This is a genomic window from Aureimonas altamirensis, assembly GCF_023702225.1.
GTDB classification, from domain to species: domain Bacteria; phylum Pseudomonadota; class Alphaproteobacteria; order Rhizobiales; family Rhizobiaceae; genus Aureimonas; species Aureimonas altamirensis_B.
The window spans coordinates 94,667-116,941 of record NZ_JAMQCO010000009.1; the positions used below are offsets into that span (position 1 = coordinate 94,667).

Below are 22,275 nucleotides of genomic sequence, written 5' to 3' on the forward strand. Positions count from 1 at the left end.
GAAAACCTAATAGACAATAATCCTATCGGCTGACTTTCCTGTTAGGCCAGGGAATCAGGGAACAGAGTGCCAGCAGCGCCAGCCGGGGCAGTTGAGAAAGCCTCGCATATCCTCCTGTTTTCCAAAGCAGCCATGGGCCAAGTCCGAAACTAATCGCGACGCCCATCATATGAAGGTTTTTGACAAAGGTGTCTGTATCATTAATCGCAACTGTTAGCAACAAACTGTATAAAAATCGAAATGTCCATCGAAGAATCCAGTTTTCTAAATTAAAATCATCATATTTATTATGATCTATAGTGAGGGGTTGATCGGAAACATTATTTTTTGAGCCAAACCCGTGTATCTGTAAGTCGTCTACCGTTACTATTACAACACGTCGCCAAATCATGTTTGCGCTTTCTCAAGGTCTCGTTCGAGGCAATGGTGCGGCATTCTCCTGACATATCATATGCAGAAAAACGGATCATATCCATCGGTGTAATACGCGTCGCTTTAGGTTTGGAAATCAGAAAATAGGAAAAATAACCTACCAATTCGTGCTTAAGTCAGCGTAGGGAGAGTTCTAATGAACATTTTCGGGTTTCAGATGGGGGCGGAAGACGATCCCAAGATTGGGGAAGCGGCAGATCCTTCCTACTTTGGGGAAGCGATAGGCGAGTTCGGTTCAGCCGCGGGCGCATTTGCAATGCACGCAGGGCAGGGCCTTACGCTGAATTTCGGTGACGAACTGGCTGCGGCCCTGATGACACCTTACGAGGTGCTGACAAGTGAGGATAACGGCAAAGACTTCTGGAGCCGCGTTGGCGACGCGATTTTGTTTCGTGCCATGAGTGCCCGATCCGCGATGCTCGCGGATGCGATGAGCGCCCGTAGAGCCAGGATACTGCCTGCCGTCCGAGGAGGGGGCGCAGCCTATACATCGGAAGATCAAATGCAATATATTAGGATATAATTCCTACAATTCCCAGTAAAGTACAGTGCCGAACCAGAACATACTGAATGCGAGTGCGCCGAAGAAGAACATCAGGCTGTATGCCCAGTAGGCATCGGACGGGTACCATACACAGAAGCTCACCACAAATAAGAAAAAACTCCGGTTTCTGATGTTGAAGCCGCGCTTGGGCGGTGTGTATCCATCATACTCGTTCGTCCGTTGCGGCGGTCCACATTTCGGCATCTCGCCATTGCATCGATAGTAATAGGCTTTCCATGCAGCCTCGTCGACGCGGTAATCCTGCTCGTCCATCTGCGTTCCGTGCTTGCAGCCTGGTCCCGGACATCGAGAACAGACCAAGAACTGAACGCATGGTCGGTTAAAAGTCAATCTGCAACATTCAGATAAAAGGTCGCTGCCGCGACCACATCCGTGGAGAGGCGCATGCCCTTTGCAGGCAATAATTTCGTGCGGAACCAGAACTTCGTCTCGGATCGGAATGCCGGGCCGCCCAGCAACACCATTTCCGCGGAGAAGGTCGACAATGAACTCGACAACTTCGCCGCGGGGCTGACGACCGTCAAGACCGCCCACGAGACGCAGAAATCGCTCTTCCCGTCACCGGTCGCGGCCAATGCCGGACAATTCATGCGGACGAACGCCGCCGGCACCGCATTCGAGCTCCGGACAATCGAGCAGATGCGCGCCGACATCGCCATTTCGCCGGGAATTGCCGTCTTTCGCGAAGCAGGCACGACGAGTTGGATCGTACCGGCCGGTGTGAAGCGTGTCTGGGTACAGGTTTACGGAGCGGGGGGCGGCACCAGTTCCTTCAACCAGGGCACATCGACTGCAAAGGTCTGGGCCGGTGGCGGCGGTGCATATGTGGCCGCCTATGTCGACGTGACGCCAGGCTCGTCGATCACGATAAAAGTCGGCGCGGCAGGGACCGCGGGAACATCCGGCCCAGGCACGCACGGCGGCGAAAGCGCGTTCGGCACCGCCCTGACCGCCGCAGGCGGAAAATCCGCGCAAAGCGAAGCGACCGGCGCTCCTGGAGGCATCGCGTCCATGTTGACGACCTTCTACCAGAGTGGCGGCACAGGCCAGCCGAGCGCTATCGGAGAAGTCGAGGCAAAGGGCGGAATGGCCGGCGGGCCGCTCGGCGGCCGGGCTATCGGCTGGTTCGAAGATTATTCGCCCTGGCCCGGGGCGGGCGGCTCGGGACGGCAAATCAATACAACGAACAAATTCTACACGGGGGCCGGGGGCGGGGCAGTCATCGTCAACTGGTGAACGCCAAGAATATCCAGTTTCGACAAGCCGCCGAGAGCGGCTTTTTTCATGAGGTGAAGCCATGCCAGACCGCTACTCCAGTTTCCCGGCCGTGCCCTTCGGCCCCGCCGGGGCTTTCTTCGCCATCACGCCGAATGACGGCGCGGCCCTCGCCTACGTTACGACCGGCCTATATGTCGGCGGCGGCGGAGACGTAGCCGTGGCCGACCCGGTGACCTCCTCCCCGGTTACCTTCAAGGCCGTGCCTGCCGGGTCGATCCTGCCCATTCGCACGGTGCGCGTGCTGGCAACCGGCACGACGGCAACCTTCATCGTGGGGCTGGCCTGATGGCGCCGGCCATCGGCGTCGGCCTTGGCATGTCGTTCTGCCGCCGGGCTTCCGGCCCGGACATGGACGCACTCGCGCTCATCGCGCGGATGGCCGTGCAGCCCGACAAGGCCCGCGCAACGCTGATCGAAACGCTGGTCAGGGATCTGAAGTCGGCAGGCGTATGGCAGACGCTCGATGGGCTCTACGTCATGGCGGCTCACGATGCGCAGGCCGCGCGCCTCAACTGGCGAGGCAACATCCTGAACCTTACGCCGGCGGCATCGCCGACGTTCACGATCGATCGTGGTTATAAGGGGGACGGCGCGGCTGCCTACCTTACAATCGACGGGACATCGACGGACGTGGTTCGATACACGCTCGATAGCGCCAGCGTGGGATTGTGGGCTAACCAAGTCGTTGCAGAGACAGGTATCGCGCTCGGTATGTCGCCGGATTATGCGCTCCAGATCATTCCGCTCTCTGGGTCCGAAACGCTGACCATTCGGTTTCAGAACGTGTCGGGCGCGCAGTCCACAACCGTCATAGCCGGCCATGACGGGCTGGGCATGTCGCGTGGCACGCGTGAGGCTTCGGACCGGTATTTCGTCAGATCGCGCGGGCGTGCCCGCATACCGAAGGTCATCTCCACCACCCCCGGCAACCCCACCCGTTGGCCGCGACGGCTTTTGTCCGGAATGGCCAACGGCACCACCATGACATACTCCACCGCCCGCATCGCCGTAGCCTATTTCGGTGGGGCGCTGACCGACGCGCAGGAGGTCGCGATGGACGCCGCGCTGCAAAGCTACCTCTCGGCAGTCGGAGGCGCATGATGAACGAGATCGATTGGATCATGATGACGCCGACGGAACGGGCGCGCGCAACGGTGTTGAACGACGCCGACGCCCTGCTCGGCTCGCGCCGGATCGTGAAGGGCGAACGGGCCGGACAGTGGGTCGTACCTGCCCGCCTTTTGTGGGACCCGGATTACGCCCGGTGGCACACGATGCTTCAACCCCTGCCACGCCTGCGGGCGCTGCCCGACGCGCTTTTCCCTACTCCGGAGCCGGAAGCCGGAGCCGAGTGACGATCCCGCGCCAGAGGCGGGTTTTTGTTTCAGGAGACATATCCATGAGAATGAGTTCACGGGGCCTCGCCGAGTTGGCGGGGCACGAAGGCATCGTCACGTCGCCTTACAAGGACAGTGTCGGGATATGGACCGTCGGCGTCGGCCATACCGCAGCGGCCGGGCCGCCCGACCCCAAGGCCCTGGTTTCCGCGATGAGCGTCGAGGCAGCGCTTGATCTGTTCCGCCGCGATGTTGCCCGCTACGAGGCCGAAGTCGACGCCGCGGTAACCGTAACCCTTGCCCAGCATGAATTCGATGCGCTGGTCAGCTTTCACTACAACACCGGAGCCATTCGCTATGCCGGCCTGACGCGCGCGATGAACCGCGTGGATCGGCCCCGGGCGGCTGATGGATTCCTTGCCTGGCGAAAGCCCGCCGAAATCCTGCCCCGGCGACGCCTTGAAAGGAAATTATTCCTGGAAGGTGTCTACGGCCATGGTGGTTTCGCCAATGTCTACACGGCGACGCGCACCGGCGCCGTCCTGTGGGCGAAAGGTCGTTCCGTCGATGTCGCCACGCTTCTTGCCGCGACGTCCTCATGACGGCCTTCCCCACCAGAGTTCCAACCAGACTTCCCACCAGCAGCAAGGACCTCGCCATGACCGCAAAAACCATCGCTCCGGCCGTATCCGCCGGCCTCATGCAGATCGCCGACAGCCCGTCTCTGTCCCTGACACACGCCGACGTGCCCGCCGCCGCCGAATTGGTGACACGGCACATCCTGCCGACGCTGGAACACCTGAGCAATGGCGAAAGCTGGTATCGCTCCCGCGTGACCTGGGGCGCCGTCATCTCTGCCGCTGCACCCGTGTTGCCGCTTCTCGGCATGGGCGCGGATTGGTTCGACCCGACCTTGGGCGCCGCGTTTCTGGCGGCAACCGGCTCGGCCATCGGTGCGGCCTGCACGCTTTACGGGCGCTGGCGCGCGACCCGGCCCATCGGACGCTGACACGATGGAAGAGGAAACGACCCGGTTTGCGGCGCTGGACCCGGCGATCCGGGCCTATCTTGCGCATCTGACGGAAGAGGACGTCGTCCTGATCCGTTCGGGCGTGGAACTCGTCCGTTCCGCCATGACGGTCGGCCGCTTTCTGAAATGGCTGATCATATCGCTGGCCGGGGCCTTCCTGGGCGCCGTCATGGTGTGGGATGCGGGAATCAGGCTTTCCGCCTGGCTGAGAGGCCTTACCCGCTGAAGGGAGCGCGCGTGCGGGATTGACCGCACGCGCACGCCCGACGAATCGAAATAGGACTTAATTCCGAGGAAATTCTCTGCGATATGATGGATAAGTCTGTTGAAAAGAAACCTTAAGTGGTAATTCAGCGTCGTGTGTCGCGAAAAAGCAAATCTGCGCAAAATTTGAAATTGAAAAGATGAAGGATATTGGTATCGAGAGTGTGCCTTCGATACGAATGGAGTGGACGCATGGCTGAATTGAATGATGGTTACGGAGCCGGTCTTGTCGCCGATGTAATGGCCGAGAGGGCAAGTGCCGGCTCCCGGCAGTCTCCGGCCACCTACCTCGATCCATCCCGCAGCCCGGGCCAATGGGCGTTGCGGACGCCATGGTTCGTCTTCCTGCGGTGGGCCGGCACGGCGGTCGCCCCGAAGGGCGAGCATGCTGCATGCTGTGCGCAGCTTTCCGAACAGACGATCATCGAACTCGCCCGCTTTTGCGAAGGCGGAGCCGCCCCGGCCATGCTGCCGCTGCCCGGATCCGTCATCGGCGGCCGGCGCTTCATCGGCGGCGATCCCGCCCTGCCCGAGAACTGGCCCTACATGGCCTGAGGGTCAGCCTTCGACGCTCCCGACAAGGTGAATGATTTCCCTGCCTGCATCGTGGACAAGTGCCGCAACTCACGCCACATTAACCAATGTTACCGAATTGAACCGCATTCGGAACCTGGAGCGCGCGAGATGGCGGAAGCCGCAGTTGAGACCGCAATCCTTTCGACCCTGGCCGCAGATGCCGCGGTAACGCGGCTTCTGGGCGGGCCTAACGTCTTCGGGCGTTCGGCGTCGGGGCACGACTTTCCGTATGTAACGCTGGGACGAACGGCCGTAGTGGACTGGACCTGCGGACGCGACAATGCCGCCGAAGATGTGCTGACGCTGCATGTCTGGGCCGGCGTCGGCGGCAAGGCTGCGACATTCGAGATCATGGATCGGCTTTGCGAAGCCCTGCACGACAAGGCCTTGCCGCTGGCGGACAGTGGCGTCGTACATTTGAAACTCCAGTTCGCCGAGGCGCGGCCGCAGCCGGACACGCCGAACTATCATGGGCTGCTGCGTTTCAAGGCCGTCCGACGGCCGCTGGCATGACGGGGCGCGCCGTTCATTCGACATTCAAGCTTTTCGTCTTATCCCATGAAAGCGGTGGCGTGGCACGGATGCCGTCGCCATCGGCGAATGACGATTGAACCGACGACACGGCCGGAACCTCACATGCGTATATTGAAGGGTCGACTGCGTATCGCCGGCCTGGTCGCCGGGCTGGCGGCGAGCGCCGCAATCCTGCCGGACGACGCCATCGCGCAGGGCAGTTGCTCTGCCGCGGCGTCCCAGGCCGCCGCCGAGTCGGGCGGGCAGGTGCTGTCGGTCACGACCGCTCAGCAGAGCGGGCGTACCGTCTGTATCGTCACCGTCCTGGTGCCGGGGCGCGATGGAAGCCGTCCGCGCCGCGTCACGCTCACAATTCCTCAGTAAGGACGCCGCCATGCGTATACTCGTGGTGGAAGACGACAAGGACTTGAACCGGCAGCTCACGGAGGCTCTGGGCAATTCCGGCTATGTCGTGGACAGTGCAAGCGATGGCGAGGAAGGACATTTTCTCGGCGATACGGAGCCTTACGACGCCGTTATCCTCGATGTGGGCCTGCCCCTGATGGACGGCATTTCCGTTCTGGAACGCTGGCGGCGCGACGGGCGCGCCATGCCGGTGCTGATCCTGACCGCGCGCGACCGGTGGAGCGACAAGGTGGCCGGCATCGATGCCGGGGCCGACGATTACGTCGCCAAGCCCTTCCACATCGAGGAGGTGCTGGCCCGTGTCCGTGCCCTGATCCGCCGGGCCGCAGGCCATGCATCGTCCGAGATCCACTGCGGCCCGCTGCGGCTGGACACGCGCGCCTCCCGCGCGACGCTCGATGGCGCACCGCTGAAACTGACCTCGCACGAATACCGGCTTTTGGCCTATCTTATGCATCATCAGGGCGAGGTCGTTTCCCGGTCGGAGCTGACCGAGCATATGTACGATCAGGATTTCGACCGCGATTCCAACACGATCGAGGTGTTCATCGGCAGGCTCCGGCGCAAGATCGGCAGCGACCTGATCGAAACCGTGCGCGGCCTCGGCTACCGCCTGTCCGCGCCGCACGGATAGAGCATGGGAACCATGCGCACCCTGCGCGCCCGCCTTTCGGACAGCCTCGCCGTTCGCGTCGTCGCCCTGTCCAGCCTGTGGGCTATCGCGGCCTTCATCGTCGTCGGCGGGCTGATTTCCAGCTTCTATCGCCAGACGGCCGAGGCCGGCTTCGAGGGCGTCGTACGGGCCCAGCTCTTCAACCTCGTCAACACCGTTGCCGTTTCCGAGACGGGGGTGCTGTCCGGCTCTCCCGATCTCGGCGATCTCAGCTACTCGCAGCCTCTGTCGGGCTGGTACTGGGAGGTGCTTCCCGCCAGCGACAACACGTCCGGCCGGCTTGCCTCATTTTCGCTCGGGCCGGGCGAGATCGCCGCTCCGACGACGGAGCAGGCTCCGTTCGACGGCCAGTATCGGCGGTCCTATGAAGCCCCCGGGCTCGACGGCGAGACGGTCTATGTGGAGGAGGCCGAAGTGGTGCTGGACGCCGACAACCATGCGGCACGGTTCCGCGTGATGGGCAATGCGGACGTCGTCGCCGCCGACGTCGCCCGCTTCAACCGCAGTTTGTCGATCTATCTCGGCGGGTTCGGCGCCGGCTCGATCCTCATCAACGCGCTGGCCATCCTGTACGGACTGTCTCCCCTGCGCCGCGTCCGCCAGGCGCTGGGCGAGGTGCGGGCTGGTCGCAGCGAGCGCCTGTCCGGCCGTCTGCCGGTGGAGGTGCAGCCGCTGGCAGCCGAGGTGAACGCCCTTATCGACAGCAACAGGCGCATCGTGGAACGGGCGCGCACGCAGGTCGGCAACCTTGCGCATTCGTTGAAGACGCCCATCGCGGTCCTGACCAACGAGGCCACGTCGATCGGCGGAGAGCATGGGCGTCTCGTCGCGGAGCAAAGCGAGCGCATGCGCGTGCAGGTGCAGCATTACCTTGACAGGGCGCGGCTTGCCGCTTTGGGGCAGGGCGCCGTCATCCGAACCCCGGTGATGCCGTCGCTGGAGCGCGTCGCAAAGGTGGTGTCGCGTCTCAACCCGGCATTGGACGTGTCCCTTTCGGCCGACAGGGACGGGCTTGTCTTCGCAGGGGAGCGCGAGGACTTCGAGGAAATGATCGGCAATCTGGTCGAGAATGCCGCGAAATGGGCGGTCCGGCGTGTCGATGTGCGGCTTGCTGCAGAGGGAGCCGACCGGTTCCGCGTCACGATCGACGATGACGGGCCCGGGCTGTCCCCCGAGGAGCGGACGGAGGCGACCAAGAGGGGCCGGCGCCTGGACGAGGCGAAGCCCGGCAGTGGGCTCGGCCTGTCGATCGTGGCGGATACAGTTTTGCAATACCGCGGGGAATTTCGTCTCGACAAAGCCCCCATCGGCGGCTTGCGCGCCGAATTGCTCTTGCCACGGGCCCTCGGGGGAACAATGTCTTGATCGGGCGCAATGCCCGACATGTTCAATTTGCGTTCCTCGCCAGAGGTTTTTCCATGCCTGGTTTCGTCCGTGCCCTCGTTCTCCTGTTCGCCGCGCTGTCCCTCGGCGGCTGCCTGTCGGCGGGCGGCGGAGGGCCGGCAGCGGCCCCGTCGATCGCGCAGGGCGCGCTCGGCAGCGAACTGGTTGCGATGGGGCTCGGCGGAAGTGCGCAGCAGGCGGCGCTTAAGGCGGAGTATCAGGCCCTTCAGTTCGGCGCCGTGGGACAGCCCGTAGCGTGGCAGGATGGCGCGTTCGCAGGGCAGGTCGTGCCGACGCAACTCTATCGCGTCGGCTCGCAGGATTGCCGCGGCTATACCCATACGGTCACGCGGCAGGGGCGGACGGTGCAGCAGGTAGGCTCGGCTTGCCGGACCGGCGAAGTCTGGACGCCTGTGGCCTGATCGGTCCATACTTCACCCACGGGCTTCGTCGCTTCCTGATGGGGAAGTGACTGTGTTTTCGCGCAACACTTTGTTAAAGCGTCTGGAACGGTTCCAGGCGTCGGTCGGGCACCGTTGGAAGTTTTCTGTTTCGGATCGCCGGTCGCATCGGATGGAAATGCTGTTCTGGATCATCGCTGGCGCCCTTACGGCAGCTGTCTGTCTGGCTTGCGTCTGGCCCTTGCTCCGCCGCGAGGTGGCCGCCGGCGCACGTCGTACCGAACATGACATGGTCGTGTACCGGGCGCAGCTCGACGAGTTGGAGGCCGATGTCCGGCGCGGCGTCATCGCCGCGCCCGAGGCCGCCATCGCCCGTGCGGAGATTGGACGTCGGCTTCTGAAGGCAGCCGAGGCCGGTCCGGCGCAACAGGCTCCGCAGCGCCGGCGGCACTCCGTGCCGGTCGCGGCATTCCTGCTGATCGCAATCCCCGCCGGCGCCATCGCGGGGTACCTTTCCTTCGGGTCGCCGGACGCCGGCGATATGCCGCTGGCCGCGCGCGGGGCCGCACCGGGTGCAGGCGATGTCGCCGCGCTGGTGGCCATGGCCGAGGCGCGACTGGCGGCCAATCCGGACGAGGGGCAGGGTTGGGATGCGCTGGCGCCGATCTACCTGCGCAATGGCGAGGCGACGAAGGCGGTAAACGCGTACCGACGCGCCATCGACCTTCTTGGGCCGACTCCGGCGCGCCTGTCCGGCTTCGGCGAAGCGCAGGTGATGGTATCGGAGGGGCGCGTCACCGGGCAGGCGGCAGAGGCGTTCCGCGCGGCCCTGGCGCTGGATCCGCAGGTGTTGCTGCCGCGCTTCTTCCTTGCGTTGCAGTTGATGCAGCAGGCGCGCTTCGCAGAGGCGCAAGACGCCTGGCAGGCGCTGTTGGACGACAGCCCGGCGGATGCGCCATGGCGCAGCTTCGCAGAGCCGGCCCTGGCCGAGGCGCGCGCCCGCTCCGGCCGCACCGACACTCCGCCGCCCGATGCCGCCGCCGCGATCGCGGCCTTGCCCCCGGAAGAGCGGCAGCAGCGTATCGAGGGCATGGTGGCCGGCCTTGCCGCCCGGCTGGAAGCCGTGCCAGGCGACGTCGAGGGATGGAAGCGGCTGATCCGCTCCTATGCCATACTGGGCGACGACGCGCGTGCAGGCGCCGCCCTGCAGGCGGCAAGCCGAGCCTTCGAACCCGGTACGCCGCAACGGGGCGACATCGCGGCGTTGGCGCGGGAGCTGGGGCTGCCCGATGTCGTCGGGGGAGAGGGGCAATGACACGCAAGCAGAAGCGGGCCGCCGGCCTGGCGGCGATGGTGGCCGTGGTGGCCGCTGCGGCCGGCCTGGTGCTGACGGCCTTGTCCGACAGTGTCGCTTTCTTCAATTCGCCAACCGACATCGTCGCGCGCGTGCCCGGCGACGGCCAGCGCATCCGCCTCGGCGGGCTGGTGGAGACCGGGTCGGTGGAGCGCGACGGAAATACCGTGCGCTTCCGTGTCACCGATACGTTGGAAAGCGTCGCCGTCACCTATACAGGCCTGTTGCCGGACCTCTTCCGCGAGGGGCAGGGCGTGGTGACCGAGGGTATGCTGGGCGCCGACAGGGTGTTCGCCGCCGATACGGTGCTGGCCAAGCACGATGAAACCTACATGCCCAAGGAAATCGTCGACGACATGAAGGCGCGCGGCATCTGGCAGGAGGGCGAGCCGTTGCCACCGGCCTCCGCTGTCCGGGGGGCAGGGTCATGACGGTCGAACTCGGCCATTTCGCGCTGGTGCTGGCTGCCTGCCTGGCGCTCGTGCAATCCTTCGTCCCGCTGGTGGGCTCGCTGCGAGGCGATATGCGGCTGATGGAAACCGGCTCGGCCACCTCCATCGGCATCTTCGCGCTTCTGTGCCTGTCCTTCGCCTCTCTCACGCTCGCCTATGCGAATTCCGATTTTTCGGTTTTGAACGTCGTCCAGAATTCGCATTCGCTGAAGCCGATGATATACAAGATCACCGGCGTCTGGGGCAATCACGAAGGCTCGATGCTGCTCTGGGTGCTGATCCTGGCGCTGTTCGGCGCGCTCGTCGCCAGCTTCGGCCGCGACCTGCCGGCCACGCTGAAGGCCAACGTGCTGGCGGTGCAGGGCTGGATCACGCTGGCGTTTCTCGCCTTCATCCTGTTCACCTCCAACCCGTTCACGCGCATATTCCCCGCGCCGATCGAGGGACAGGATCTCAACCCGATCCTTCAGGATATCGGCCTCGCGATCCATCCGCCGCTGCTGTATCTCGGCTATGTCGGCTTTTCCGTTTCCTTCTCCTTTGCGGTCGCCGCGCTGATCGACGGTCGCATCGACGCCGCCTGGGCGCGCTGGGTGCGGCCCTGGACCCTGGCCGCCTGGGTGTTCCTGACGGCCGGCATCGCCATGGGGTCGTACTGGGCCTATTACGAGCTCGGCTGGGGTGGCTGGTGGTTCTGGGACCCGGTGGAGAATGCATCCTTCATGCCCTGGCTTTCCGGCACCGCGCTGCTGCATTCGGCACTGGTGATGGAAAAGCGCTCGGCACTGAAGATCTGGACCGTGCTGCTGGCGATCCTTACCTTTTCATTGTCGCTTCTCGGCACCTTCCTGGTTCGCTCGGGCGTGCTCACCTCCGTCCACTCCTTCGCGGTGGACCCGGAGCGCGGCGTCTTCATACTGGCCATCCTGTTCGTCTTCATCGGCGGTTCTCTGGCGCTGTTCGCCTTCCGCGCAAGCGAACTGGAGGGGGGCGGGCTGTTCGCCCCGATCTCGCGCGAGGGGGCGCTCGTCTTCAACAACCTCTTCCTGACAACCGCCACCGCCACGGTGCTGATCGGCACGCTCTACCCGCTCGGCCTCGAGGTGGTGACGGGCGAGAAGATTTCCGTCGGCGAACCCTTCTTCAACATGACCTTCGGCCCGCTGATGCTGCCGCTTCTGTTCGCCATGCCCTTCGGGCCGCTCCTGGCGTGGAAACGGGCGGATCTGGCCGCGGCGGCACAGCGGCTCTATGCCGTCGTCGGAGCGGCGCTGGCCGTCGTCATCATCACCCTGGCCCTGACGCACGGCACCCGCATCCTTGCGGCCTTCGGCTTCGGGCTGGCCGTCTGGATCATGCTCGGCAGCCTGGCAGATCTCTGCTACCGCGCCGGACTGCCCAAGGCACCGTGGCGCGTTGCCCTGTCCCGCCTCAAGGGCCTGCCCCGCTCGGCCTTCGGTACGGCGCTGGCGCATTTCGGCATCGGCGTCACGCTGCTCGGCATCGTGGCCGTCAGCGCCTTCGAAACCGAAACGGTCACGGTGATGGCGCCCGGCGATCGGTTGGAGGTCGGCGGCAACACCCTGCGCTTCGAACGGCTGGAACAGCGCGACGGGCCCAATTACCACGACGATGTCGGCATCTTCTCGCTGGTGCGGGGAAGCCGGAGCACGGTCACGATCGAAAGCGCCAAGCGCTTCTATCCGGCGCGGCAGATGCCGACGACGGAGGCCGGTATCTACACCCATGTCTTCAGCCAGACCTACGTGTCGCTGGGCGATGCGTCGGCCAATGGCGGCGCCAATGTCGTCCGCGTCTGGTACAAGCCGCTGGTGACGCTCATCTGGTACGGCTGCGTGCTGATGGCGCTGGGCGGCGCGGTTTCCCTTGCGGACCGGCGCCTGCGGGTAGGGGCGCCGGCGCGCCGGCGCAAGCCCGCATCGCTGGAGGCCGGCGCATGAGGCTGCTGTTCGCCCTTTTGCTGCTGATCGCCGCACTGATGCCCGCCCATGCCGTGCAACCCGACGAGGTGCTCGCGGATCCGGCGCTGGAGGCCCGCGCCCGGACGCTTTCGGCCGGGCTCCGATGCATGGTGTGCCAGAACCAGTCGATAGACGACAGCGATGCGCCGCTGGCCCGCGATCTGCGCTTGCTGGTGCGGGAAAGGCTGGAGGCAGGCGACAGTGACCGCGAGGTGCTGTCCTACCTCACGGATCGCTATGGCGAGTTCGTTCTGCTGCGCCCGCCCTTTCGCCTCGGCACGGCCCTGCTGTGGGGCTTTCCCGTGCTGCTGCTGCTGGCCGGGCTGGTCTTCCTTGTGTTGCGCGCGCGTGGCCGGCATCGCAGCGAGACCCGCCTGAGCGAAGATGAAGAGCGAGCCCTGAAGAACCTTACGAACATTTCATGACGCGGCAAAGCTACCGTAATTTTGCCGCCACTATAGATCGATGCGACAGGGACGGCGCGATGCCTGTCCCGATTGGTTTCAGCACTCCTGAGAGGTCGCTCGATGAAAACGCTCGTGGATTCCCGTTTGAAGCGCCGTGTCAGCGCCGCCGCGCTTGCCGCCGGCATTGCCGGCTTTGCCTTCGGCGGCGTTCTGACCAACACCTATCCGTCCAACGCCGAGCCTGTGACGGTGGAGAACCCCAAGGAGCAGTTCGGCTTCGCCGAGGTGGTGGACAAGGTTTCCCCGGCCGTTGTTTCGGTACGGGTGCGCGGTGAAACCCGCCCCGTAGCCTCGCGCGGGGAAAGCATGCAGTCGCCCTTCGACAACCTGCCGGAAGATCATCCGCTGCGCCGCTTCTTCGATTTCGGCAACCCCGGACAGCCGGGTGGCCCGCAGGGCCGGCAGGGGCCCCGGCCGCAACAGCGGCCAAGCATGGCGCAGGGCTCGGGCTTCTTCATTTCCGATGACGGATACATCGTCACCAACAACCATGTCGTGGCGGATGGCGACAACTTCACGGTCGTCACCAACAGCGGCAAGGAATACAATGCCGAGCTGGTCGGCACGGACCCGCGCACCGACCTCGCTTTGCTGAAAGTCAACGAAGAGGACGTCAAGTTCACCTATGTCGACTTCGCCGACGATACCCGCATGCGCGTCGGCGATTGGGTGGTGGCCGTCGGCAACCCGTTCGGCCTCGGCGGATCGGTGACCGCCGGCATCATCTCGGCCCGCGGCCGCGACATCGGCGCCGGCCCCTACGACGACTTCCTGCAGATCGACGCGGCGGTGAACCGCGGCAACTCCGGCGGTCCGGCCTTCAACCTGGAAGGCAAGGTCGTCGGCGTCAATACGGCCATCTACTCTCCGTCCGGCGGCAATGTCGGCATCGCCTTCGCCATTCCGGCATCCACCGCGCAGAACGTCATCAACTCGCTGCGGCAGAACGGCTCCGTCCAGCGCGGCTGGCTGGGCGTCCAGATTGCGCCGGTCAGCCAGGACATCGCGGATGCGGTCGGCCTGTCCGAGGACAAGGGCGCCATCGTCACCCTTCCCGACAACGAGACGCCGGCGTCGAAGGCCGGTATCCGCACCGGCGACGTCATCACGGCGATCAACGGCCAGACGGTCGAGAGTCCGCGCGAGCTTGCCCGCGATATCGCCAATTTCCGCCCGGGGTCCGAGGTGGACATCACCGTGTGGCGCAACGGCGCGGCGGAAGACCTCAAGGTGACCTTGGGCGATCTATCGTCGCTGGACGAATCGGCCTCGGCAAACGGCACGCCGCGCAGCGTACCGACCGATCCGTCGGCGCTGTCCGGCTATGGGCTCAAGCTGACCCCCTCCGATGAAGGCGACGGCGTCGTGGTGACGGACCTCGATCCGGATTCCGAAGCGGCGACCAAGGGCGTGCAGGTGGGCGACGTCATCGTTGCCGTCAACGGTACGGAAGTCCGGAGCCAGCACGATATCGAGACTGCCATCAAGGCGGCCTCGGATGCCGGCCGCAAGGCGGCGCTGTTCCAGATCCGTTCCGGCGAGCAGAACCGGTTCGTCGCCCTGCCGATCGACGAGGGTTGATCGCGCAAGGCCGGACACGGCGGCGCGGGTTCGTTCCCGCGCCGCATTCTTTACGCGAGTGAGGGTCAGGGCGATGCATATGGCCGGCACGACGGAGTTTTCAGGGGCGCCGAACGGCGCTACATCTTGCCCCATGCGAATTTTGCTCATCGAAGACGACAACGAAGCGGCCTCCTATCTGGTCAAGGCCTTGCGGGAAGCCGGCCATGTGGCCGACCGCGCCGCCGACGGCGATACCGGCTTCAACCTTGCAGACACGCAGAGCTATGACGTCTGGATCGTCGACAGGATGCTGCCGGGCCGCGACGGCCTGTCGCTGATTTCGGGGCTTCGCAACAAGGGCAACGAGACGCCGGCGCTGATCCTGTCGGCGCTCGGGCAGGTGGACGATCGCGTGACGGGCCTGCGCGCCGGTGGCGACGATTACCTGACCAAGCCGTTTTCCTTTTCGGAGCTTCTGGCGCGGGTGGAGGTTCTGGGCCGCCGTCGCGGCACCAGGGACCAGGAAACCGCCTATCGGGTCGGCGACCTCGAACTGGACCGGCTGTCGCACGAGGTTCGACGCGGCGGCAAGCCCATCGTGCTTCAGCCCCGCGAGTTCCGGCTTCTCGAATATCTGATGAAGCATGCCGGCCAGGTGGTCACCCGCACCATGCTTCTGGAGAATGTGTGGGACTATCATTTCGATCCGCAGACCAACGTGATCGACGTGCATATCTCTCGCCTGCGCTCCAAGATCGAGCGCGAGTTCTCCTCGCCGCTTCTCCACACGGTGCGGGGCTCGGGCTACATCATGCGGGCGGACTGACCACGGTGCGGAGATTGCGCGCCCTGATGCGGATGACGTCCGTCCGCCTCTCGGCGGTATTCCTGACGCTGTTCGCCATCTTCGCCATCGTTCTCGTCGTCTATGTCACGGCAACGGCGGCCGGTATCCTGCAGCAGCAGAGCCGGGCGACCATCTCCGACGAAATCCGGGAACTTGGGGGCGTCTACGGGCGGGGCGGCATCGTTGCGCTCGTGCGGTCCATCGATCAGCGATCACGCCAGCCGGGCGCTTCCCTCTACCTCGTCACCGACCCCACCGGGCGTATCCTGGCCGGCAACGTGCAGAGCCTGGATTTCGGTGTTCTCGACAAGACGGGCTTCATCGGAAGCCCTTTCGGATACGAGCGCTTCACCGAGGACGAATCCGACCGCTATCACATGGCAGTCGCCGAGGTGGTGACGCTTCCCAACGGGATGCGCGTTCTCGTCGGCCGCGATACGACGGATGTGGAGCGCATCCGGACCGTCGTACGCGACGCGCTCGTCCTGGCGCTCGGCCTCATGGGCGCCGGCGCGCTGTTCGCCTGGCTGTTCGTCGGCCGGCATGCCCTTCACAGGCTGGATCTCATGTCTCTTTCGTCGCGCCGTATCCTTGCGGGCGATCTCAACGAGAGATTGCCGGTCACGGGGGCCGGCGACGAGTTCGACCGCCTGTCGGAAAACATGAACGCGCTTCTGGCGCGGGTGGCCCTGCTGCAGGAAGGGCTGAGGCAGGTGTCCGACAATATCGCCCATGACCTGAAGACACCGCTGACACGCCTGCGCAACCGGGCCGAGGCCGCCCTGGTGGATCGCCGGTCCGATCCGCGTCAGGCACTGGAAGCTGCCGTGGCGGAAGCCGACCAGATGATCCGCACCTTCGACGCGCTGCTCATGATCGGGCGGGTGGAGGCGGGATCGCACCCGGTGGAGAAGGTCAAGGTAGACCTTTCCGCCATGGTGGCCGACGTCGCCGAACTATACGAGCCTCTGGCCGAGGAAGCCGGCGCGACCTTGCGGGTGGACGCCCATGGCCCGGTTGAGGCGATGGTGAGTCGCGAACTGATCGCACAGACCCTGTCCAACCTCATCGACAATGCGCTGAAATACGGCGTCGCCGCCGGCGGGGCGTCCGAAGTCACCGTTTCGGTGAGCCGGCAGGACGGTATCTGCCGCCTCGTGATCGCCGACAATGGGCCCGGTATTCCCGAAGCGCAGCGCGAACGCGTGTTCGAACGCTTTTACCGCCTGGATTCCAGTCGGACGAAGCCTGGTTCCGGGCTTGGCCTGTCGCTTGTCCAGGCCATTGCGCGCCTGCACGGAGGGGCGGTGCATATCGAGGAAGGCGCACCCGGCTTGCGGGTTGTGATCGAATTCCCCGACGGGATAAGCTCTCCGGCCTGAGCAGGAGGGGCCTGAGCAGGAGGGGCCTGAGCGGGAGGGGCATGAGCGTGACGGACAGTCTGATCGGTGGGCAGGCGGAGCTTGTTCCAATGGATGCGGAGCGGGCGGAAGCCTGGCTCGCCGATCTCGGCACGGCGGCCAGCGAGGCTGGCTGCGAAAAGCTCGCCCGTTTCCTGACTTGCGAGACGGCGGATCGCCGGCGGCTCGGCGCGGTCATGGATCTGTCGACCTATCTGAACGGGCTGCTGCTCGCCCATCCCGAATGGCTGGAACGTCTGTTCGGCGAGCCTGCGCAAGCCCGCTTGTCGGAGATCCTGCGCGATCTTGCGCAACCGCTGGCCACGGATGCCGGCGAGAAGGACGAGATGGCGGCGATGCGCCTCGCCAAGTCCGAATTCAGCCTGCTGGTTGCGCTGCTGGATCTGTTCGGGGTCGAGGACGAGGATTACGTCACCCGTCATCTCTCCGCATTGGCCGAGGTTTGCACCAGCCGCGCGCTGCGCTTCTGCCTGATGGACCTGCATCGGCGCGGGCAACTGCAGCTTCCGGACCCGGACAGGCCCGAAAAGGGATGTGGCCTGTTCGTGCTCGGCATGGGCAAGCTCGGCGGGCGCGAGCTCAATTACTCCAGCGACATCGATCTCATTTTGATCTTCGATCCGGATGTGCCGGCCATCGTCGACCCGCCCGAATGCGTGGAGATGTTCTCCCGGCTGGCGCGTCGCCTGGTCCGGATGATCGGCGAGCGCACCGGTCAGGGCTATGTGTTCCGGACGGATCTTCGGTTGCGGCCGGACCCGTCCGCCATGCCGCTGGCCATTCCGCTTCCGACCGCCCTGATCTACTACGAGAGCGCCGGTCGCGACTGGGAGCGCGCGGCAATGATCAAGGCGCGCTGCATCGCCGGCGACACGGTTGCGGCGGACGAGTTCCTGTCTGCGATCACGCCCTTCGTCTATCGCCGCTACCTGGATTTTTCCGCGATCCGCGATATCCAGCATATGAAGGACCGGATGGACAGGCATCGCGGCTTCAGCGGTCTCGGCGTCGTCGGGCACAATGTGAAGCTGGGTCGCGGCGGGATCCGGGAAATCGAGTTCATTGCCCAGACGCAGCAGCTTATAGCAGGGGGCCGCGCCCCGGAGCTGCGCCAGCGGCGCACGGTGGATACGCTGCAGCGCCTTGCCGAAGGCGGCTGGATCGCTCCCGAGGCCAGCGCCGAACTGATCGAAAGTTACTGGTTCCTGCGGCATGTGGAGCATGTTCTGCAGATGGTGGCCGACGAGCAGACCCATACGCTGCCCGAGGCATCCCATGACCTTGCGCGCGTTGCGCTTCTGGCCGGCTTTCCCTCGCTCGACCTGTTCTCCCGCACCTTGCTGATGCATCTCGCGCGCGTGGACGGGCGGTTTGCCCGCCTGTTCGCCGGCCGGCAGGAGGCCTGCGACGTGCCGGCCGTGGTGGCCGCGCTCAGCGACGAAACGGATGCCGAGGCGCTGGAATGGCTGCGCGAGGCGGGCTATCGACGGCCGCAGGATATCGCGCACATCATTTCCGGCTGGGGCGCGGCCCGCTATCGCGCGATGCGCTCGGAGGCAGCGCGCGAGCAGCTTGCCCGGGTGCTGCCCAATATACTGTCCGCCTTTGCCGAGGGGCGGGATCCCGATGCCGCCATCGCGATCTTCGATCGCTTCCTGGCGGGGCTGCCGGCCGGCCTGCAGTTCTTCGCTCTCATCACGTCCAACCCGCGTCTGCTGGATCTCCTGGCCCTGATCCTCACCTCCGCGCCGGGCCTGACGGAAACGATCGCCCGCCGGCCCCATGTCTTCGATGCTCTCATCGACCCGACCTTCTACGGGGAACTGCCGACACGCGCGCTGATCGGCGAGAGGTTGGATGCTTTCCTTGCAGATTCGCCGACGCACGAGGACAGGCTCGACAGGCTGCGCATCTTCGCCAACGAACAGAAATTCCTGATCGGGGTGCGGCTTCTGTCGGGTTCCATCGAGGGGGAAGAGGCGGGCGCCGCGCTGTCCGATCTTGCAGATACGATCATTCCCGCGCTGCTGCGGACCGTGGAGGCCGAGTTTGCCCTGCGACACGGCCGTGTGCGCGGCGGACGGATCGGGCTTCTGGGGCTTGGACGGCTTGGCAGCCACGAATTGACGGCGTCCTCCGACGTCGACCTGATCCTTTTCTACGACCATGACGGTGATGCCGAGGAGTCGGATGGCGAAAAGCCGTTGCCAGTTTCCACCTACTATACGCGGCTGACGCAGCGCCTGATTTCGGCGATGACGTCGCCGATGGCGGAGGGCGTGCTCTACGAGGTGGATTTCCGCCTGCGACCGTCCGGCAACAAGGGGCCGTTGGCGACGCATCTGGATGCCTTCCGCCGCTATCAGCGCGAAGAAGCCTGGACGTGGGAGCGCATGTCGCTCACGCGCTCTCGTCCGATCGTCGGCGGACAGATGTTGATGGAGGAGGTGTCCGCCATCATCCGTGAGGCCATCGAGGCGCATCGCGACGACGAGGACCTTGCCGGCGACGTTGCGGCCATGCGGATGCGGATCGGCCGCGACAAGCCGCCGCGCGGTCCGCTCGACCTGAAGCTTATCCCCGGCGGACTGATCGACCTGGAATTCATCGCGCAATGGGCGATCCTGTCCGGCACGGTCGCGGACAGGCTGATCGGCGCCTCGACGGCCGACATACTCGATGCGTTGCAGGCGGCGCGCCGCGACCTGGCCGATCGCAAGCTGGGAGAGACGATGCGCCTGTTCACGCGCATCGTGCAGTTGAACCGGCTCGGCACCGGCAGTGCACGGTCGGTGGAAGACCTTCCGCGGGGCCTTGCAGAGCGCATGGCGCGGGCGATCGGGCAGGAGGAGCTTGGTGGCATAGAGCCCGAGATCGCCCGGCGCGCGGCGACCGTGCGCGCGGCCTTCGAATACCTGCTGCCGCTGCCATCGACCAATGGATCGGATTAGTCGACAGTGTCACCGGAGAGGGGCGCAAGCGGCATCCGGAACGAGACGACCGTTCCGTGGCCGACGCGGCTGGAGATCCGCATCGAACCGCCCTGCAACTCCACCAGCGAGCGGGCGATCGCCAGGCCCAGGCCCGTTCCCTTGTTCGTGCGGGTCAACTCGTTCTCGACCTGTTCGAAGGGCAGGCCCAGTTTCGACAAGGCCGACGCCGGGATGCCGATGCCGCTGTCGGCGATGGAGATCAGCGCCTGGCCGCCGACGATCCGCGTACGGAGCCGAATCGTGCCGCCATCGGGGGTGAACTTCACCGCGTTGGACATCAGGTTCAACAGAACCTGCTTCATCGCCCGCCGATCCCCTCGCAAACGCATCTCCGCCGCGAGTTCGCGCTTGAGGGTGAGCTTCTTGGCCGCCGCCTGAACCTCCAGGATGCGGATGGCCTCCCCGGTGACGGCGCCGACGTCGATCTCCTCGAGCGCCATGACCATGCGGCCGGCCTCGATCTTCGACATGTCGAGGATGTCGTCGATGAGCTTGAGAAGATAGTGCCCGCTCTGATGGATGTCCGAGGCGTATTCGCTGTATTTTTCGTTGCCGATAGGCCCGAAGGCGCAATCGCGCATGATCTCGGAAAAGCCGATGATGGCGTTCAGCGGCGTCCGCAACTCGTGGCTCATATTGGCAAGGAAAGTCGTCTTGGCGCGGTTTGCGCCCTCGGCCCTGTCCTTCTCCACGATGTAGCTCTCGTTCATTTCCGACAAGGCGCGGGCCTTGGCCTCGGCATCGCGCCGGGCGGCGGACAGGTCGTTGATCGTCGCCATCAGACGCCGCTCGCTGTCGCTCAGCCTTTCCTGATGCACCTTGAGCTGGGTGACGTCGGTGCCGATGGAGACGTAGCTGCCGTCGCCCATGCGGCGCTCGGAGACCTGCAGCCATCGCCCGTCCGCCAGCAGCGCTTCCGAGGCGCGCTCGCCGGCCACGAAACTGGGGCTGGTCAGCTTGCGCTCGGCGATCGGCTTGCGCGATCGCCCCGAAATGCTGTCCTTCGTCGCGCCGGGTGCGATGTCCCTGTCGGACAGGCCGAAGACCTCCTGATACTTCGAGTTGCAGAGGACGAGGCGATCCTGGCTGTCCCACAAGACGAAGGTTTCCGAGATGTTCTCGATGGCATTCTGCAGGCGGGTGTTCGCCTCGTTCGTCATGCGCGCCAGCGTCTGGTTCTCGCTGACATCGACCGCCACACCGATCAGATGAATGTCGTTCTGCGCGTTGCGCACCACCTCGGCGCGTGCCCGCAGCCAGATGAACTGGCCGTCCGAGCGGCGCATACGGAAGGAACGCTCGATATTGACCATGCGTCCGGATGCGATCTGCCGCGCGATCTCGAAGAAACTGCCGTCGTCGGGATGGATGAGGCGCGAAACTTCTCCGAAAGAGAGAACGCCCTCCTGTGGGCGCATGCCGAGAATCTCGTACATCGAGCGCGACCAGTACATGCGCCCGCGCGCCAGATCCCAGTCCCACAGCCCGCAACGGCCTCGCGACAAGGCCGTGTCGACGCGCTGGTGCGCCTCGGCAAGCATGGCATCCGTCATCGCCACGCGCGCCGACTGGCGGAAATAGGCGAGAAGAATGGTCAGGAGCACGATGCCGGTCAGCGCGAAAAGCGTGACATTGATGGAGGCGATGCGCCGCCAGTCGGCAAACAGGGCCCGCTCCGGCTGAATCAGGATGACAGCGCCCAGCGGTGCGGCAAGGACGCTTCCGGAAATCAGCGCGACTTCGCCGTCGATCTCGGTTCGCATGACGCCGGCCTGTTCGCCGAAGACCAGAAGCGCCTCCGCCTGCCCCAGCGTATCCGACGCGATCCGGCCCACCATTGAATCGGCTCCGGACGTGGTGGCGACGATACGCCCGGAAATATCCGTTACGAGGGCCTTCGCACCGTGGTCGGCGATGCCGAGAGGCAGCGCCTCGGACAGCAGGCGCCGGGCACTGGCCGCAGCCGTGGCGGCAGCGGCGCCGCCCTGCGCGTCTTCGAGGCGGAGCATGGTTGCTGTTATGGCAAGACGTTCGCGCGCCGCAGTCTCGATCGCGCCGCGATGCTCCATGAGCGAGACGAAGCGGACGAAAGCCAGAATGATCAGGAACAGCACCGCAAGAAATGGGATCGCCTTGCGCAGGCCGGGTTCCAGGCCGGCCAGGTTGGCCTGCGGGTTGGTCGCAAATCCCTTCAGCCATGTGCCGGCATCGGACAGGCCGTCGAGCGCGGCGCGCACCGGCCTGAGGCGGCGTATGCCGCGCCTCGCCGGTACTCCCCCAGCGTCCGCCACCATGGCTAATGCCCCCGCTTGCCGCTG

The 22,275-nt window shown here is 64.9% G+C and carries 25 protein-coding genes; 22 read left to right on the plus strand and 3 right to left on the minus strand.

The genetic code is table 11. The features are described 5' to 3' along the window. Window positions 1–22: 22 nt before the first annotated feature. Window positions 23–391 (minus strand): hypothetical protein, encoded by a 369-nt coding sequence (locus NDN16_RS20965; RefSeq protein ID WP_285292749.1) that lies wholly within the window; start codon window positions 389–391, stop codon window positions 23–25. A gap of 177 nt (window positions 392–568) precedes the next feature. Between NDN16_RS20965 and NDN16_RS15625 the strand changes: the two genes are divergently transcribed. Then, window positions 569–955 (plus strand): hypothetical protein, encoded by a 387-nt coding sequence (locus tag NDN16_RS15625; RefSeq protein WP_251114397.1) that lies wholly within the window; start codon window positions 569–571, stop codon window positions 953–955. A gap of 3 nt (window positions 956–958) precedes the next feature. On the opposite strand, the gene NDN16_RS15630 is transcribed toward NDN16_RS15625, so the two are convergent. Continuing rightward, window positions 959–1,249: a hypothetical protein gene (locus tag NDN16_RS15630; protein WP_251114398.1), complete on the minus strand. Its 291-nt coding sequence runs from the start codon at window positions 1,247–1,249 to the stop codon at window positions 959–961. 132 nt (window positions 1,250–1,381) lie between these two features. Between NDN16_RS15630 and NDN16_RS15635 the strand changes: the two genes are divergently transcribed. The 21 genes from NDN16_RS15635 to NDN16_RS15735 all read left to right on the plus strand — a co-directional run bounded on the left by NDN16_RS15635 (window position 1,382) and on the right by NDN16_RS15735 (window position 19,915). Then, window positions 1,382–2,233 (plus strand): glycine-rich domain-containing protein, encoded by an 852-nt coding sequence (locus tag NDN16_RS15635; RefSeq protein WP_251114399.1) that lies wholly within the window; start codon window positions 1,382–1,384, stop codon window positions 2,231–2,233. A 61-nt stretch (window positions 2,234–2,294) separates the two neighbouring features. Beyond that, complete coding sequence (locus NDN16_RS15640) at window positions 2,295–2,561, plus strand: spike base protein, RCAP_Rcc01079 family (protein ID WP_251114400.1); 267 nt, start codon at window positions 2,295–2,297, stop codon at window positions 2,559–2,561. Continuing rightward, a complete protein-coding gene (locus tag NDN16_RS15645) occupies window positions 2,561–3,376 on the plus strand; it encodes a hypothetical protein (protein ID WP_251114401.1) in 816 nt (271 codons plus the stop codon). The genes NDN16_RS15640 and NDN16_RS15645 overlap by 1 nt, the downstream gene beginning before the upstream one ends. Beyond that, a complete protein-coding gene (locus NDN16_RS15650; RefSeq protein WP_251114402.1) occupies window positions 3,376–3,630 on the plus strand; it encodes a hypothetical protein in 255 nt (84 codons plus the stop codon). The genes NDN16_RS15645 and NDN16_RS15650 overlap by 1 nt, the downstream gene beginning before the upstream one ends. Window positions 3,631–3,674: 44 nt before the next feature. Then, window positions 3,675–4,214: a lysozyme gene (locus NDN16_RS15655; RefSeq protein WP_251114403.1), complete on the plus strand. Its 540-nt coding sequence runs from the start codon at window positions 3,675–3,677 to the stop codon at window positions 4,212–4,214. Between the two features lie 56 nt (window positions 4,215–4,270). Further along, window positions 4,271–4,621: a hypothetical protein gene (locus tag NDN16_RS15660; RefSeq protein WP_251114404.1), complete on the plus strand. Its 351-nt coding sequence runs from the start codon at window positions 4,271–4,273 to the stop codon at window positions 4,619–4,621. 4 nt (window positions 4,622–4,625) lie between these two features. Then, window positions 4,626–4,868 carry a hypothetical protein gene (locus NDN16_RS15665; protein ID WP_251114405.1) on the plus strand — a complete coding sequence of 81 codons (243 nt, stop codon included), beginning with the start codon at window positions 4,626–4,628 and terminating at the stop codon, window positions 4,866–4,868. Between the two features lie 230 nt (window positions 4,869–5,098). Next, window positions 5,099–5,461 (plus strand): hypothetical protein, encoded by a 363-nt coding sequence (locus tag NDN16_RS15670; RefSeq protein WP_251114406.1) that lies wholly within the window; start codon window positions 5,099–5,101, stop codon window positions 5,459–5,461. A gap of 129 nt (window positions 5,462–5,590) precedes the next feature. Next, on the plus strand, window positions 5,591–5,995 hold the full coding sequence (locus NDN16_RS15675; RefSeq protein ID WP_251114407.1) for a DUF3168 domain-containing protein: 405 nt from the start codon (window positions 5,591–5,593) through the stop codon (window positions 5,993–5,995). A gap of 123 nt (window positions 5,996–6,118) precedes the next feature. Then, window positions 6,119–6,379: a hypothetical protein gene (locus tag NDN16_RS15680; protein WP_251114408.1), complete on the plus strand. Its 261-nt coding sequence runs from the start codon at window positions 6,119–6,121 to the stop codon at window positions 6,377–6,379. A 10-nt stretch (window positions 6,380–6,389) separates the two neighbouring features. Continuing rightward, window positions 6,390–7,055 (plus strand): response regulator transcription factor, encoded by a 666-nt coding sequence (locus tag NDN16_RS15685; protein WP_251114409.1) that lies wholly within the window; start codon window positions 6,390–6,392, stop codon window positions 7,053–7,055. Between the two features lie 3 nt (window positions 7,056–7,058). Further along, window positions 7,059–8,459: an ATP-binding protein gene (locus tag NDN16_RS15690; protein WP_435301111.1), complete on the plus strand. Its 1,401-nt coding sequence runs from the start codon at window positions 7,059–7,061 to the stop codon at window positions 8,457–8,459. A gap of 53 nt (window positions 8,460–8,512) precedes the next feature. Further along, entirely contained in the window at window positions 8,513–8,899 is a 387-nt protein-coding gene (locus NDN16_RS15695; RefSeq protein ID WP_251114410.1) for a hypothetical protein, read from the plus strand. A gap of 157 nt (window positions 8,900–9,056) precedes the next feature. Next, complete coding sequence (gene ccmI / locus NDN16_RS15700; protein WP_285292750.1) at window positions 9,057–10,193, plus strand: c-type cytochrome biogenesis protein CcmI; 1,137 nt, start codon at window positions 9,057–9,059, stop codon at window positions 10,191–10,193. Further along, window positions 10,190–10,663, plus strand: coding sequence for a cytochrome c maturation protein CcmE (gene ccmE, locus NDN16_RS15705; protein ID WP_251114412.1), 474 nt, complete (start codon window positions 10,190–10,192; stop codon window positions 10,661–10,663). Before ccmI ends, ccmE begins: the two co-directional genes overlap by 4 nt. Next, complete coding sequence (locus NDN16_RS15710) at window positions 10,660–12,645, plus strand: heme lyase CcmF/NrfE family subunit (protein WP_251114413.1); 1,986 nt, start codon at window positions 10,660–10,662, stop codon at window positions 12,643–12,645. The genes ccmE and NDN16_RS15710 overlap by 4 nt, the downstream gene beginning before the upstream one ends. Beyond that, on the plus strand, window positions 12,642–13,091 hold the full coding sequence (locus tag NDN16_RS15715) for a cytochrome c-type biogenesis protein (RefSeq protein WP_251114414.1): 450 nt from the start codon (window positions 12,642–12,644) through the stop codon (window positions 13,089–13,091). Before NDN16_RS15710 ends, NDN16_RS15715 begins: the two co-directional genes overlap by 4 nt. Window positions 13,092–13,193: 102 nt before the next feature. After that, entirely contained in the window at window positions 13,194–14,714 is a 1,521-nt protein-coding gene (locus NDN16_RS15720; protein WP_251114415.1) for a Do family serine endopeptidase, read from the plus strand. 133 nt (window positions 14,715–14,847) lie between these two features. Continuing rightward, on the plus strand, window positions 14,848–15,522 hold the full coding sequence (locus NDN16_RS15725; RefSeq protein WP_251114416.1) for a response regulator transcription factor: 675 nt from the start codon (window positions 14,848–14,850) through the stop codon (window positions 15,520–15,522). Between the two features lie 26 nt (window positions 15,523–15,548). Next, entirely contained in the window at window positions 15,549–16,925 is a 1,377-nt protein-coding gene (locus NDN16_RS15730) for a sensor histidine kinase (RefSeq protein ID WP_251114417.1), read from the plus strand. Window positions 16,926–16,966: 41 nt separating this feature from the next. Beyond that, window positions 16,967–19,915, plus strand: coding sequence for a bifunctional [glutamine synthetase] adenylyltransferase/[glutamine synthetase]-adenylyl-L-tyrosine phosphorylase (locus tag NDN16_RS15735; RefSeq protein WP_251114418.1), 2,949 nt, complete (start codon window positions 16,967–16,969; stop codon window positions 19,913–19,915). Here the strand turns inward: NDN16_RS15735 and NDN16_RS15740 are convergent. Next, on the minus strand, window positions 19,912–22,251 hold the full coding sequence (locus NDN16_RS15740) for a PAS domain-containing sensor histidine kinase (RefSeq protein ID WP_251114419.1): 2,340 nt from the start codon (window positions 22,249–22,251) through the stop codon (window positions 19,912–19,914). The genes NDN16_RS15735 and NDN16_RS15740 overlap by 4 nt on opposite strands. Window positions 22,252–22,275 lie beyond the last annotated feature (24 nt).

Bases quoted from the DNA above. Each gene is read 5' to 3' on its own strand.
- NDN16_RS15665 (WP_251114405.1), top strand. From the start codon at position 4,626: ATGGAAGAGGAAACGACCCGGTTTGCGGCGCTGGACCCGGCGATCCGG.
- NDN16_RS15715 (WP_251114414.1), top strand. From the start codon at position 12,642: ATGAGGCTGCTGTTCGCCCTTTTGCTGCTGATCGCCGCACTGATGCCC.
- NDN16_RS15645 (WP_251114401.1), top strand. From the start codon at position 2,561: ATGGCGCCGGCCATCGGCGTCGGCCTTGGCATGTCGTTCTGCCGCCGG.
- NDN16_RS15685 (WP_251114409.1), top strand. From the start codon at position 6,390: ATGCGTATACTCGTGGTGGAAGACGACAAGGACTTGAACCGGCAGCTC.
- NDN16_RS15730 (WP_251114417.1), top strand. From the start codon at position 15,549: ATGCGGATGACGTCCGTCCGCCTCTCGGCGGTATTCCTGACGCTGTTC.
- ccmE (WP_251114412.1), top strand. From the start codon at position 10,190: ATGACACGCAAGCAGAAGCGGGCCGCCGGCCTGGCGGCGATGGTGGCC.
- NDN16_RS15690 (WP_435301111.1), top strand. From the start codon at position 7,059: ATGGGAACCATGCGCACCCTGCGCGCCCGCCTTTCGGACAGCCTCGCC.
- ccmI (WP_285292750.1), top strand. From the start codon at position 9,057: ATGCTGTTCTGGATCATCGCTGGCGCCCTTACGGCAGCTGTCTGTCTG.
- NDN16_RS15695 (WP_251114410.1), top strand. From the start codon at position 8,513: ATGCCTGGTTTCGTCCGTGCCCTCGTTCTCCTGTTCGCCGCGCTGTCC.
- NDN16_RS15670 (WP_251114406.1), top strand. From the start codon at position 5,099: ATGGCTGAATTGAATGATGGTTACGGAGCCGGTCTTGTCGCCGATGTA.
- NDN16_RS15630 (WP_251114398.1), bottom strand. From the start codon at position 1,249: ATGGACGAGCAGGATTACCGCGTCGACGAGGCTGCATGGAAAGCCTAT.
- NDN16_RS15640 (WP_251114400.1), top strand. From the start codon at position 2,295: ATGCCAGACCGCTACTCCAGTTTCCCGGCCGTGCCCTTCGGCCCCGCC.
- NDN16_RS15735 (WP_251114418.1), top strand. From the start codon at position 16,967: ATGAGCGTGACGGACAGTCTGATCGGTGGGCAGGCGGAGCTTGTTCCA.
- NDN16_RS15635 (WP_251114399.1), top strand. From the start codon at position 1,382: ATGCCCTTTGCAGGCAATAATTTCGTGCGGAACCAGAACTTCGTCTCG.
- NDN16_RS15660 (WP_251114404.1), top strand. From the start codon at position 4,271: ATGACCGCAAAAACCATCGCTCCGGCCGTATCCGCCGGCCTCATGCAG.
- NDN16_RS15650 (WP_251114402.1), top strand. From the start codon at position 3,376: ATGAACGAGATCGATTGGATCATGATGACGCCGACGGAACGGGCGCGC.
- NDN16_RS15655 (WP_251114403.1), top strand. From the start codon at position 3,675: ATGAGAATGAGTTCACGGGGCCTCGCCGAGTTGGCGGGGCACGAAGGC.
- NDN16_RS20965 (WP_285292749.1), bottom strand. From the start codon at position 391: ATGATTTGGCGACGTGTTGTAATAGTAACGGTAGACGACTTACAGATA.
- NDN16_RS15725 (WP_251114416.1), top strand. From the start codon at position 14,848: ATGCGAATTTTGCTCATCGAAGACGACAACGAAGCGGCCTCCTATCTG.
- NDN16_RS15710 (WP_251114413.1), top strand. From the start codon at position 10,660: ATGACGGTCGAACTCGGCCATTTCGCGCTGGTGCTGGCTGCCTGCCTG.
- NDN16_RS15625 (WP_251114397.1), top strand. From the start codon at position 569: ATGAACATTTTCGGGTTTCAGATGGGGGCGGAAGACGATCCCAAGATT.
- NDN16_RS15740 (WP_251114419.1), bottom strand. From the start codon at position 22,251: ATGGTGGCGGACGCTGGGGGAGTACCGGCGAGGCGCGGCATACGCCGC.
- NDN16_RS15680 (WP_251114408.1), top strand. From the start codon at position 6,119: ATGCGTATATTGAAGGGTCGACTGCGTATCGCCGGCCTGGTCGCCGGG.
- NDN16_RS15675 (WP_251114407.1), top strand. From the start codon at position 5,591: ATGGCGGAAGCCGCAGTTGAGACCGCAATCCTTTCGACCCTGGCCGCA.
- NDN16_RS15720 (WP_251114415.1), top strand. From the start codon at position 13,194: ATGAAAACGCTCGTGGATTCCCGTTTGAAGCGCCGTGTCAGCGCCGCC.